The organism is Sphingomonas sp. GC_Shp_5, from assembly GCF_026540855.1.
GTDB lineage: Bacteria > Pseudomonadota > Alphaproteobacteria > Sphingomonadales > Sphingomonadaceae > Sphingomonas.
The window spans coordinates 12,771-24,231 of the sequence record NZ_JALNUP010000001.1; the positions used below are offsets into that span (position 1 = coordinate 12,771).

Genomic DNA, 11,461 nt, shown 5'->3' on the forward strand with positions numbered 1-11,461 from the left:
TGACGGTTGCCCGTGAGCCCTCGACTTCAGCCGCGCAGCGCGCTCGCGGCGCGGGCCTTGGCTTCCACCTCGGCCATGGTGCCACCAGTCACCCAGCTGCCGCCGACGCAGAGTACCGGCTTGAACCCCAGCCAGTCGGGGGCGGAGGCTTCGGTGATGCCGCCGGTGGGGCAGAAGCGGCACTGGTAGAAGGGCGCGGCGAGCGCCTTTAGCGCCTTCAGCCCGCCCGACGTTTCCGCGGGGAAGAACTTGAAATGGGTGAGGCCGAGATCGAGCCCGCGCATGATGTCGCCGGCGGTGGCGGTGCCGGGAAGATAGGCGACACCGGCATCGAGGATCGGCCGGGCGAGTCGCTCGGTGAGGCCGGGCGAGACGATGAACTCGACGCCGGCGTCGATCACGTCGCGCGCCTGCGTCTCGTTGACCACGGTGCCGGCGCCGACGATCGCGCCGGGGACCTTCTTCATCTCGGCGATCGCCTCCATCGCGGCGCCGGTGCGCAGCGTCACCTCAAGCACCTTCAGCCCGCCGGCGACCAGCGCCTGGGCAAGCGGGCGCGCGGTGGCGGCATCGTCGATCACCAGCACCGGGATCACGGCGCTGGTCTGCATGATCTGGTCGATCGGGGTCATCGCGAATGCTCCTGGGCAAAGGCGGCCGCGGCGCCGTAGAGGCCGGGCTGCTCATAGGTGATGATCTTGACGGGAATGGTCGTCATCAGGCTCTGGAACCGGCCCTTGGCGACGAAGCGCTGGCCGAAGCCGGACTGGACCAGCTTGTCCTTGAGGCGCAGGCCGAGGCCACCTGCGATCACCACCGCGGTGGGGCCATGGACCAGCGCGAGATCGCCGGCGACCGCGCCGAGCGTCAGGCAGAAACGCTCGAGCGCGGCCGTGGCGAGCGGATTGGTGCCGGCCAGCGCCAGCTCCCACAGGCGCTTGTCGTCGAGATGGACCACCGGGCGGCCCTCCATCTGCGCAAGCGTCTCGTAGATGTTGACCAGACCCGGCCCGGCGCAGATTCGCTCGGCGGAAACGCGGGTATAGGTCGGGCGCAGGCGACGGATGATCGCATCGTCGATCTCGTCGAGCGGGGCGAAGTCCATGTGCCCGCCCTCGGTCGGGATGACATGATAATTGCCGTGCTCGCGCAGCACCTGGGCGACGCCGAGCCCGGTGCCCGGCCCGCACACGGTGATCGCGCCATGATCGGGCAGCGGCACGTCGGGGCCGCAGAGATGGACATAGGCTTCTTCGCCGAGCTGGCCGACGGCATGGCCGATCGCGCCGAAATCGTTGATCAGCGAATAGGTGTCGACGTCCAGCCGCTCCTTGATCAGCGGCGGGCGGATGATCCAGGGATTGTTGGTGAACTTGATGAGCTGGTCGTTGATCGGCGAGGCGACGGCGATGCCGACGCCGCGCGGCAGCGGCCGGCCGGCCTGTTCACCGAACGCCGACCAGGCGAGCGGGAAGGTGGCATGCTCGGCGACCTTGAGCGTGATCGGCTCGCCGAGCCCGAGCACGCGGCCGCCCTCCACCTCAGCGATCGCGAAACGGGCGTGGGTGCCGCCGATATCTACCGCAACGATTTCCATGAACTCTCCTGCTCTCGTCTTTGTCGGGCTGCCAGCACCGGCGGCCTACAGGCCGGCCGCGGCCAGCATGCCGGAGGCGCCCTTTTCGGCTTCGTCGGCGAGGCCCCGGAACATGCCGAACAATTCCCGGCCCATGCCGCTCGCCGGCGCCGGCGTCGGCGCGAGCGGGCGCGCGGCCCATTCGGCCTCGTCGACCAACGCGGTGAGCGTCCCGGCGACCGCATCGACCCGGATCAGATCGCCGTCGCGGATCTTGCCGATCGCACCGCCGCCAAGCGCCTCGGGCGAGCAATGGATCGCGCACGGCACCTTGCCGCTGGCGCCCGACATGCGCCCGTCGGTGACCAGCGCCACCTTGAAGCCGCGATTCTGGAGCACGCCGAGCGGCGGGGTGAGCTTGTGCAGTTCGGGCATGCCGTTGGCGCGTGGACCCTGGAAGCGAACCACGACGACAACGTCGCGCTCGAGCTCGCCCGCCTTGAACGCCTCGATCACGTCGAGCTGATCGGCGAACACCCGGGCGGGCGCCTCGACTACCCAGCGCTCGCGCTCCACCGCCGACACCTTGATGCAGGCGCGGCCGATGTTGCCGGCAAGGATGCGCATGCCGCCGTCAGGCGAGAAGGGCGCCGCGGCGGGGCGGAGGATGGTCTCGTCGCCGCTGTCGCCGACCGGGCTCCAGCCGAGGCTGTCGTGCTCGATCGTCGGCTTGAACGCATAGGCCGAGAGGTCGCCGCCGGCGACGGTCGGGATGTCGCCGTGAAGCAGCTGTTCGCCGAGCAGCTCGCGGATCACATAGGGCATGCCGCCTGCCGCCTCGAAGCCGTTCACGTCGGCCGAGCCATTGGGGTAGACGCGCGCGATCAGCGGCACCGCGCGGCTGAGGCGGTCAAAATCCTCCCAGTCGATGACGATCCCGGCGGCGCGGGCGATGGCGGGAACGTGGAGCAGGTGGTTGGTCGAGCCGCCGGTCGCGAGCAGGCCGACCGCGGCGTTGACGATCGCCTTCTCGTCGACGCAATGGCCGAGCGGGCGATAGTCGTCGCCGCGCCACCCGATCTTCGCCAGCCGGTGGACCGCGGCGCGGGTGAGCTCCTGGCGCAGCTTGGTGCCTGGGTTGACGAAGGCGGCGCCGGGCATGTGCAGGCCCATCACCTCCATCATCATCTGGTTGGTGTTGGCGGTGCCGTAGAAGGTGCAGGTGCCCTTGGAATGATAGGCCTGGATCTCGGCGTCGAGCAGTTCCTCGCGGTCCGCCTCGCCAACCGCGAACCGCTCGCGCACCGCGGCCTTGGCCTTGTTGGGAAGGCCGGTCGGCATCGGCCCGCCGGGGATCAGCACCATCGGCAGATGGCCGAAGCGCAGCGCGCCCATCAGCAGGCCGGGAACGATCTTGTCGCAAATGCCGAGCAATGCAGCACCCTCGAAGGTGCCGTGGCTGAGCGCGATCGCGGTGCTGAGCGCGATGGTGTCGCGGCTGAACAGCGACAGCTCCATGCCGGCATAGCCCTGGGTGACGCCGTCGCACATCGCTGGCACACCGCCCGCGACCTGCGCAGTGGCGCCAACCTCGCGCGCCCAGACCTTCATCAGCTCGGGGTAGCGATAGTAGACGGCATGCGCCGAGAGCATGTCGTTATAGGCGGTGACGATGCCGATATTCATGCCGCCATCGGCCTTCATCGCCTCGCGGTCTTCCTCGGTGCCGGCATAGGCATGGGCGAGGTTGGCGCAGCCGAGCTGCGGGCGGCGCGCCCCCTGGTCGCGCTCGCGCTCGATCAGCGCGAGATAGGCGGCACGCGAGACGCGCGAGCGCTCAATGATGCGATCGGTGACGGCAGAGACCTCGGGGTTCATCGAACAGCTTCCATTCGCCCGCGCCAGCGGCGGACCCATCGTTCATCTACCGAGCAAATCCGATCGCAACAGGGCTCGTGCAATCCTCCCTCGGTGCTGGATACGTATTCACGACCCGAAATAGGTCACGGCGCCCAGTGAATATCCACCGGCAGCTCGGCATCGGCAAGCACCCGGCCGATCGGGTAGCTCGATGACGGTCCCTGCTTGATCGCAGCCTCGATAACGTCGCGCTTGCCCTGGCCGGTGACCGCGATCATCAGCGCGCGCGCCGTGACGATGCCCTCGCGGCTCAGCGTGACGCGCGCGACCGGTGCCTCGGGCGGCAGCGGATCGGGCATCACGCCGAGCGCGCGGCGCTCCTTGGGGCCGCTCAGCGCCTCGTCAAAATCGGGGCCGGGGAAGATCGAGGCGGTGTGGCCGTCGCCGCCGACGCCGAGCAGGCACAGGTCGAGCGGCCAATGCAGTTCCTGCATCAGCGCATCCGCCGAACGGCCGGCGGCCTTATAGTCGGCGGTCGCTTGCGGCACGATCGGCATCACCCGCGCGCCCTTGGGCAGGAAGGTCTTGGCGATCATTGTCACGTTGGAGAGCGCATCGCCGAGCGGCACGATCCGCTCGTCGGTCGGCACGATGGTGACGCGCTTCCAGTCGAGCTTGGCCTTGGCGAGAATGTCGTAGATTGGGATCGGCGTCTTCCCGCCCGACAGCGCGATCACCGCCGCGCCGCGCGCGTCGATCGCCGCCTCGATGATGAACTGGATGTCGCCGGCGACGGCCGCGGCCATCTCCGCGGCATCGTCATAGTCCCACCATTCGATCTCTTCGCTCATCTCTAACTCTTTCGTGTCGGGGCATCGCCCCATGCGCGGCACCGGCAGCCCCGCAGCGCGCGCCGGTCACCGCCTCATTGTCCTGGCGTTCCTGCCTAAGCAGGAACACGGGGACGTCAATCGTCCTGCCAGGTCACCCCGTCGCGCTCGGTGAGCGCGATCGCGCTGGACGGACCCCAGCTGCCCGACGGATAGCTCTTGGGCTTGGTGTTGTTGGCGGTCCAGCCCTCGCGGATCGCGTCGATCCAGGTCCATTGCGCCTCCACCTCGTCGCGGCGCACGAACAGCGTCTGGTCGCCCTCGATTAGGTCGAGCAGCAGGCGCTCATAGGCGATGCGGCGGCGGCTGCCGGCAAATTCGGCATCCATGCTGAGGTTGAGCGGCACCTCGCGCAGGCGCACGCCCTCGCGATCGAGCCCCGGCTCCTTGGCCATCACCAGCAGCTGGACATATTCCTCGGGCTGCAGGCGGATCACCAGCGTGTTGGGCTGGAGCATCCCGCCGCGCCCGGCGAACATCGAGTGCGGCACCGCCTTGAACTGGATGGCGATCTCCGACCGGCGGGTCGCCATGCGCTTGCCGGTGCGCAGGTAGAAGGGCACGCCCTGCCAGCGCCAATTGTCGATATGCGCCTTGATCGCGACAAAGGTCTCGGTGGTCGACGGCTTGCCGAGCTCGTCGGTGTAGCTCTTGACGATCTCGCCCTTGACCGCGCCGTCGCTATATTGGCCGGTGACGGTGTTGTGCTGCGATTCCTCGGGGGTGATCAGGCGCAGGCTGCGGAACACCTTCGCCTTTTCGTCGCGGATCGCGGTGCCGTCGAACCGGGCCGGCGGCTCCATCGCGATCAATGCGGCGAGCTGGAGCATGTGGTTGGCGACCATGTCGCGCAGCGCGCCCGCCGTCTCATAATAGCCGGCGCGATCTTCGAGGCCGACCGTCTCGGCGATGGTGATCTGGACGTTATCGATGCCGCGGGCGTTCCATACCGGCTCGAAGAACGAGTTGCCGAAACGCAGCGCGAGGATGTTCTGGACGGTTTCCTTGCCCAGATAGTGATCGATGCGGAAGGTGCGGTCCTCGGGAAAGGCGACCGCGACCGCGTCGTTGATCTCGCGGCTCGAGGCGAGATCGTAGCCCAGCGGCTTTTCGAGCCCGATGCGGACCGTCTCGCCGGCCAAGCCGACCGATTCGAGCCCGGCGATCGCGGCCTCGAACAGCGACGGCGCGGTGGAGAGATAGATGGCAAGGCCCCCGGCGACGTCACCGACCTTCTCGGCGAGCGCCGGGAAGGTGTCGCGGTTCGACAGGTCGACCGGCTGGTAGAACACCCGCGCGAGGAACCCGTCCATCGCGCTCTCGTCCTTGCGGTCGGCGGGGAGGAACTCGTCGAGCGCCTTCTTGGTAAAGTCGCGATAAGCCGCATCGTCGAGGTCCGAGCGCGCCGAGCCGAAGATGGTCAAGCCATCGGGCAGCAACCCGTCGGCATGCAGGCCATAGAGCGAGGGCAGCAGCATGCGCTGCGCGAGATCACCGGTCGCTCCGAACAGGAGCAGCTTGGCTACCGGGTTACGCTGCATGCGGACTCCTTACAGATTGAGGCCGGCGAGCGGATCGAGCCCGGCCATGAGATTGAGGTTCTGCACAGCGGCGCCACCGGCGCCCTTGCCGAGATTGTCGAGCGTGGCGATCAGCCGCACATGCCCCGTGGTCTCGTTGCCGCAGACGCGCAAGGTCATCCGGTCGGTGCCGGCATTTTCCTCGATCACGGTCGCCGCGAGATTACCGGGCGCCACCGTGATCAGCGGGCTGTCGGCATAGGCTTCGCGCAACACCGACTCGATGGCGCCGGGTGACGGCTTGCCGGGGAGCAGCGCCAGCGGCAGCGGCACCTCGCCGAGCATGCCGCGGTTGGTCCGCGTCACCGACGGGGCAAAAATCGGCGGATGGGCAAGCCCGGCATGGCCCTGCATCTCGGCGACATGCTTGTGGGCAAGGCCGAGTCCATAGACGCGGAACGCGGTGTCGGTGCCACCATCCTCGAACTCGGCGATCATCGCCTTGCCGCCACCCGAATAGCCGGAGGTGGCGTTGAAGCTGACCGGCCAATCGGCCGGCAGCAGCCCGGCGACGATCAGCGGGCGGACCAGCGCGAGGAAAGCGGTGGGATAGCAACCAGGGTTGGACACGCGGGTGGCGGCGGCGATCCGCGCGGCCTGGTCGCGGCCGAGTTCGGGAAAGCCATAGGTCCAGCCGTCATTGACGCGGTGGGCGGTGGAGGCGTCGATTACCCGGGTGCGCTGGTTGTCGATCAGCGCCACCGCCTCGCGGGCTGCCTCGTCGGGCAGGCACAGGATGGAGATGTCGCAGTCGTTGAGCGCCTCGCGGCGGGCCTCGGCGTCCTTGCGACGGTCGTCGGCCAGCGTCACCAGGGTTAGGTCGTCCCGGCCGGCCAGCCGCTCGCCGATATCGAGCCCGGTGGTGCCGACCGCGCCGTCGATGAAGACGCTGACGCTCATGCCGCCCGGTCCAGCGCGGTGCGGTCGACATAGCCGACCAGCCCCGATGCCGGCGCGACACCCCAGGCATGGTCGCCCGCCAGTTCGAGCACCTCGAAGGCGTCGCCGGGGGCGAGCTGCGACAGCGGCTCCACCTTACCCCGGCCCGCGAACAGGGTCGTCGCGGTGGACGCGGTCGCGAGCATCGGCGCCGCATAATGCGGCGCGAACACATGTTCGGCGAGGCGCACGTCAGCCAAGTCACCGCGAACGGCATGGGTGCGCGGATCGAGCACCATCGATCGACCGGTCAGCGCGAACGCCTTACGCGACGGCTCTGCTAAGGGCGGGGGCGCCGCCTTCGCCGATGAACTGCCCGAACTCTTCAAGAAACACTGCCCCTTCGGATGTACGCGCGACGAAGATGTTGCGCTTGTCGCTGTCGTCGCGCTGGCGGCGCAGATAGCCGAGCGCCCCCAGCCTGTTCAAGGCGCGAGTGACCACCGGTTTCGAGACGTTGAGCGCCCGCGCGAGTCCACGCACGGTATGCGGGCCGGGGTTAAGATAAACCAAGAGCAACAACGCCATCTGCCTGTTGGTGAGGTCGGGCTCGCCCGACCGCACGTAATCGACCAGCGCCGTCATCCACGTTGAAAGCGATTGAGCGGCTGTTCCCACGTTAAACTTTCCGTTCCTCGTCCTTGGTCGGACGCGCGTTATGGGTGTCGTTTCGCTGTCATAACGCCCTGATCACGCGCTGGTTTCGCCAGACATTTAGATATTAACTATCGGATCGCATCACCCTGGCACCGGGCGTCGCGAGCGGGGCGCTGTTGATCCCCATCGGGGTTGCGCCTATGTGCCCGGCGTCGGGGCATCGGGCGCCGGACAACCGGGATCATCAATGTTCACCTTCCTTCTCGTCGTACATGCCATCATCGCCGCGGCGCTCGTGACGGTGATCCTGATGCAACGGTCGGAAGGCGGCGGGCTTGGCATGGGCGGCAGCCCGTCGGGGCTGATGTCGGCGCGCGGCGCGGCGGATTTCCTCACCCGGGCCACCGGGGTGCTCGCCACCCTGTTCGTGCTGTTCTCGATCGCGCTCGCGGTGCTGGCAGCGACTCACCGCACCCAGGCGATCGACACCTCGCTCGCCCGCAGGGCGCCGGCCACGCCGACGCAGGATGCGGTGCCCACTCAGCCGGTCGATGCGCCGGCGACGGTCAACGGCGTGGCCCCGGCCACGGCACCGGCCGACAATTCGGCGGTCCCGCTCGCACACTGATTATCCTGCGGTTTACCGCATGAATCGCGCGTCGCCTCGACGCGCGCCCTTGTCGTTTGCCCCTTCAACACGCTAGGCGATTCTTCCCATGGCGCGGTATATCTTCATCACCGGCGGCGTGGTCTCGTCGCTCGGTAAAGGCCTCATGGCGGCCTCTCTCGCAGCTCTCCTCCAGGCGCGTGGCTATCGCGTCCGGATCAGGAAGTTCGATCCCTATCTCAACGTCGATCCGGGCACGATGAGCCCGTATCAGCACGGCGAGGTTTATGTGACCGACGACGGCGCCGAGACCGATCTCGACCTTGGCCATTATGAGCGCTTCACCGGCGTCGCCTCGCGACAGTCGGACAACGTCACCTCCGGCCGGATCTACAAGACGATCATCGAGCGCGAACGGCGTGGCGATTACCTCGGCGCGACGGTGCAGGTGATCCCGCACGTCACCGATGCGATCAAGGCCTTCGCCCGCGCCGAGACCGACGACCTCGACTTCGTGCTGTGCGAGATCGGCGGCACCGTCGGCGACATCGAATCGCTGCCGTTCATCGAGGCGATCCGCCAGCTCAAGAACGAGGTCGGCCGCGGCAACGCTATCAGCATCCACGTCACGCTGGTGCCGTACATCGCCGCCGCCGGCGAGCTGAAGACCAAGCCCACCCAGCATTCGGTGCGCGAGCTCGCCGCCTTGGGTGTCCAGCCGGACGTGCTCGTCTGCCGCTGCGAGCACCCGCTGCCGCCGTCGGAGCGCGCCAAGATCGCGTTGTTCTGCAACGTCCCCGAATCGGCGGTGATCCCGGCGCTCGACGCCAAGAGCATCTATGCGGTGCCGATGCAGTATCACGAGGAAGGCCTCGATTCGGAGGTGCTGCGTGCGTTCGGCATCACGCCGTCGTCGCCGCCCGATCTCAGCCGCTGGAGCGAGATCACCGACCGCCTGTTCAACCCTGAGGGCGAGGTCACCGTCGGCGTGGTCGGCAAATATGTCGGCCTGCAGGATGCCTACAAGTCGCTCAACGAGGCGCTGGTCCATGGCGGCATCGCCAATCGGGTGAAGGTCAACATCCGCTGGATCGACGCCGAATTGTTCGAGAACGACGACAGCGAGATCGTCGGTCAGCTCGAGCCATGCGACGCGATCCTCGTTCCCGGTGCGTTTGGCGAGCGCGGCGCGGAGGGCAAGATCAAGTCGGTGCGCTTCGCCCGCGAGCGCGAGATCCCTTATTTCGGCATCTGCTTCGGCATGCAGATGGCCTGCGTCGAGGGCGCGCGCGACCTCGCCGGCATCGCCGCCGCGTCGTCGACCGAATTCGGCCCGACCGACGAGCCGGTGGTCGGGCTGATCACCGAATGGATGGGCCGCGACGGCCTGGAGCAGCGCGAGGCGCAGGGCGACCTTGGCGGCACCATGCGATTGGGCGCCTATGAGGCCAAGCTCGACGGCAACAGCGTGGTCTCGTCGATCTACGGCGGCACCACCATCCACGAGCGGCATCGTCACCGCTACGAGGTTAATACCCATTACCAGGAAGCGCTCGAGCAGGGCGGCCTGGTGTTTTCCGGCATGTCGCCCGACGGCACCTTGCCCGAGATCGTCGAGCGGCCCGATCATCCCTGGTTCGTCGGCGTCCAGTTCCACCCCGAGCTGAAGAGCAAGCCGTTCGACCCGCATCCGCTGTTCGCGAGCTTCATCGAGGCCGCGGTGAAGCAGAGCCGGCTGGTTTGAGGTTCGCCGGCTCCTGATCCCGTCCGTCATCCCAGCAAAGGCTGGGATCTCCTCGAGGCGCGGACGGGCAGGTACCGCGCGAGACCCCGGCTTCTGGGGTGACGCATAGAACGGTCGGTTGCCATTGCGCCGCCGCGCCCCGTGCGATACCGCCGATCCCGACCCCGCGTCCGCGCGGGGTCGCACGATCGCGTCGGTGCTCCGCGAGGAGCTTCAAGGGAATGCGGTGCGGGTGGCTTGCCGCCCCAAGCCGCGGCTGTCCCTGCAACTGTAAGCGGTGAGTGCGATGCGCAGCGTGCCCTTCCTCAGCGTGAAGGGTGCAGCCACTGGGCCGGACGCCGAATCGGGCGAGGCCTGGGAAGGCCGTGCCTCGCGCAACGACCCGTGAGCCAGGAGACCTGCCGGCGTTCGGTCGCTCTTGCCCTGGCCCAGGGGGTGGCCGCGGCACGGATCCGTCCGTCTGAGCGACGTTGGAAGCGGCGGGAGCCGCATCGGGGTCGCAAGGGCCGGGCGCACGGGCGTCCGCCGGGTCGAGCACCCTGACCGCCAGCCCATGGCGGCACGCTCCCGCACGACGTTGCTCGATGCCGACGGAGTAATTCCCCTCATGGCCAATCGCCGCGCGCGGCCGATCACGCGCAAGCTCATCCCTCTCTACGTCTTCCTGATCCTGGCCAATATCGGCGCATGGATCTGGGCGGCGGCGCTGTTCCACGCCCAGCCGCTGATGCTCGGCACCGCCTTGCTCGCGTGGGGCCTTGGCCTACGCCACGCGGTCGATGCCGATCACATCGCCGCGATCGACAATGTCACCCGCAAGCTGATGAACGACGGCCAGCGGCCGACCACCGTCGGCTTCTGGTTCGCGCTCGGGCACAGCGCGGTGATCCTGATCGCTTCGGCCGCGATCGCCTTCACCGCCTCGGCGCTGTCGGGGTTCGAGGCGCTCAAGGCGAGCGGCGGCATCATCGCGACGATCGTCTCGGCGGTGTTCCTGTTCGCGATCGCGGCCATGAACCTGATCATCCTGCGCTCGGTGTGGCGGACCTTCCACCATGTCCGGCGCGGCGGCGACTATGTCGAGGAGGACCTGGATCTGCTGCTCGGCAACCGCGGCCTGCTCGCGCGACTGTTCCGGCCGATGTTCCGGCTGGTATCGCGCAGCTGGCACATGGCGCCATTGGGCTTCCTGTTCGGGCTGGGCTTCGACACCGCGACCGAGGTCGCCATTCTCGGCCTGTCGGCAAGCCAGGTGGCGGGCGGCTTCGCGATCGCACCGGTGCTCGTCTTCCCGGCGCTGTTCGCCGCCGGCATGGCGCTGGTCGACACCACCGACGGCATCCTGATGCTCGGCGCCTATCAATGGGCGTTCGTGCATCCGATCCGCAAACTCTATTATAACATCGTCATCACCGCGGTATCGGCGCTGGTCGCGATCCTGATCGGCGGGATCGAGACGCTGGCGCTGGTGGCCGACAAGCTCGGGCTGCAGGGCGGTCTGTGGTCGGCAGTGGCCGAGCTCGGCGGCAGCTTCAACCTGATCGGCTTTGCAATCATCGGCCTGTTCGCGCTGTGCTGGGGGCTGAGCTGGGCGGTGTTCCGCTGGAAGCGCTTCGACGAGATCGAGGTCCGCACCGCCGACGTCGCCGCCTGATTACCATTCGATTT

Annotated in this window: 11 protein-coding genes and 1 riboswitch; of the genes, 3 read left to right on the top strand and 8 right to left on the bottom strand. The window is 67.9% G+C overall.

Annotation, left to right across the window (positions count from 1 at the left end; all coding sequences use genetic code 11):
* Positions 1 to 26: 26 nt before the first annotated feature.
* The 8 genes from eda to OXR60_RS00115 form a co-directional block, all read right to left on the bottom strand.
* Positions 27 to 632 (bottom strand): bifunctional 4-hydroxy-2-oxoglutarate aldolase/2-dehydro-3-deoxy-phosphogluconate aldolase, encoded by a 606-nt coding sequence (eda, locus tag OXR60_RS00080; RefSeq protein WP_267392865.1) that lies wholly within the window; start codon positions 630 to 632, stop codon positions 27 to 29.
* Positions 629 to 1,597 (bottom strand): glucokinase, encoded by a 969-nt coding sequence (locus OXR60_RS00085; protein ID WP_267392867.1) that lies wholly within the window; start codon positions 1,595 to 1,597, stop codon positions 629 to 631. Before OXR60_RS00085 ends, eda begins: the two co-directional genes overlap by 4 nt.
* Positions 1,598 to 1,642: 45 nt before the next feature.
* A complete protein-coding gene (gene edd / locus OXR60_RS00090; protein ID WP_267392869.1) occupies positions 1,643 to 3,454 on the bottom strand; it encodes a phosphogluconate dehydratase in 1,812 nt (603 codons plus the stop codon).
* 125 nt (positions 3,455 to 3,579) lie between these two features.
* Positions 3,580 to 4,287 (bottom strand): 6-phosphogluconolactonase, encoded by a 708-nt coding sequence (gene pgl / locus OXR60_RS00095; protein ID WP_267392871.1) that lies wholly within the window; start codon positions 4,285 to 4,287, stop codon positions 3,580 to 3,582.
* 116 nt (positions 4,288 to 4,403) lie between these two features.
* The gene (zwf, locus tag OXR60_RS00100; protein WP_267392873.1) at positions 4,404 to 5,867 is read right to left on the bottom strand and encodes a glucose-6-phosphate dehydrogenase; all 1,464 of its coding nucleotides are present in this window, start codon (positions 5,865 to 5,867) and stop codon (positions 4,404 to 4,406) included.
* 9 nt (positions 5,868 to 5,876) lie between these two features.
* Complete coding sequence (gene argC, locus OXR60_RS00105) at positions 5,877 to 6,806, bottom strand: N-acetyl-gamma-glutamyl-phosphate reductase (RefSeq protein WP_267392874.1); 930 nt, start codon at positions 6,804 to 6,806, stop codon at positions 5,877 to 5,879.
* The gene (locus tag OXR60_RS00110) at positions 6,803 to 7,084 is read right to left on the bottom strand and encodes an SH3 domain-containing protein (protein ID WP_267392875.1); all 282 of its coding nucleotides are present in this window, start codon (positions 7,082 to 7,084) and stop codon (positions 6,803 to 6,805) included. The genes argC and OXR60_RS00110 overlap by 4 nt, the downstream gene beginning before the upstream one ends.
* A gap of 25 nt (positions 7,085 to 7,109) precedes the next feature.
* The gene (locus OXR60_RS00115) at positions 7,110 to 7,430 is read right to left on the bottom strand and encodes a MarR family transcriptional regulator (RefSeq protein WP_267392877.1); all 321 of its coding nucleotides are present in this window, start codon (positions 7,428 to 7,430) and stop codon (positions 7,110 to 7,112) included.
* 259 nt (positions 7,431 to 7,689) lie between these two features.
* Here OXR60_RS00115 and secG point away from each other — a divergent pair, with 259 nt between their 5' ends.
* The 3 genes from secG to OXR60_RS00130 all read left to right on the top strand — a co-directional run bounded on the left by secG (position 7,690) and on the right by OXR60_RS00130 (position 11,447).
* Positions 7,690 to 8,070, top strand: coding sequence for a preprotein translocase subunit SecG (gene secG, locus OXR60_RS00120; protein WP_267392878.1), 381 nt, complete (start codon positions 7,690 to 7,692; stop codon positions 8,068 to 8,070).
* An 88-nt stretch (positions 8,071 to 8,158) separates the two neighbouring features.
* Positions 8,159 to 9,793 (top strand): CTP synthase, encoded by a 1,635-nt coding sequence (locus OXR60_RS00125; protein ID WP_267392879.1) that lies wholly within the window; start codon positions 8,159 to 8,161, stop codon positions 9,791 to 9,793.
* Positions 9,794 to 9,970: 177 nt separating this feature from the next.
* A riboswitch (cobalamin riboswitch) is annotated at positions 9,971 to 10,214 on the top strand.
* Positions 10,215 to 10,400: 186 nt separating this feature from the next.
* The gene (locus OXR60_RS00130; protein WP_267393564.1) at positions 10,401 to 11,447 is read left to right on the top strand and encodes a HoxN/HupN/NixA family nickel/cobalt transporter; all 1,047 of its coding nucleotides are present in this window, start codon (positions 10,401 to 10,403) and stop codon (positions 11,445 to 11,447) included.
* Positions 11,448 to 11,461: the final 14 nt, after the last annotated feature.

What these genes read in the sequence shown, in the direction of transcription:
- argC (WP_267392874.1), bottom strand. Translation starts at nt 6,806, where the DNA reads ATGAGCGTCAGCGTCTTCATCGACGGCGCGGTCGGCACCACCGGGCTC.
- OXR60_RS00125 (WP_267392879.1), top strand. Translation starts at nt 8,159, where the DNA reads ATGGCGCGGTATATCTTCATCACCGGCGGCGTGGTCTCGTCGCTCGGT.
- edd (WP_267392869.1), bottom strand. Translation starts at nt 3,454, where the DNA reads ATGAACCCCGAGGTCTCTGCCGTCACCGATCGCATCATTGAGCGCTCG.
- OXR60_RS00085 (WP_267392867.1), bottom strand. Translation starts at nt 1,597, where the DNA reads ATGGAAATCGTTGCGGTAGATATCGGCGGCACCCACGCCCGTTTCGCG.
- eda (WP_267392865.1), bottom strand. Translation starts at nt 632, where the DNA reads ATGACCCCGATCGACCAGATCATGCAGACCAGCGCCGTGATCCCGGTG.
- zwf (WP_267392873.1), bottom strand. Translation starts at nt 5,867, where the DNA reads ATGCAGCGTAACCCGGTAGCCAAGCTGCTCCTGTTCGGAGCGACCGGT.
- OXR60_RS00115 (WP_267392877.1), bottom strand. Translation starts at nt 7,430, where the DNA reads ATGACGGCGCTGGTCGATTACGTGCGGTCGGGCGAGCCCGACCTCACC.
- pgl (WP_267392871.1), bottom strand. Translation starts at nt 4,287, where the DNA reads ATGAGCGAAGAGATCGAATGGTGGGACTATGACGATGCCGCGGAGATG.
- OXR60_RS00130 (WP_267393564.1), top strand. Translation starts at nt 10,401, where the DNA reads ATGGCCAATCGCCGCGCGCGGCCGATCACGCGCAAGCTCATCCCTCTC.
- secG (WP_267392878.1), top strand. Translation starts at nt 7,690, where the DNA reads ATGTTCACCTTCCTTCTCGTCGTACATGCCATCATCGCCGCGGCGCTC.
- OXR60_RS00110 (WP_267392875.1), bottom strand. Translation starts at nt 7,084, where the DNA reads ATGGTGCTCGATCCGCGCACCCATGCCGTTCGCGGTGACTTGGCTGAC.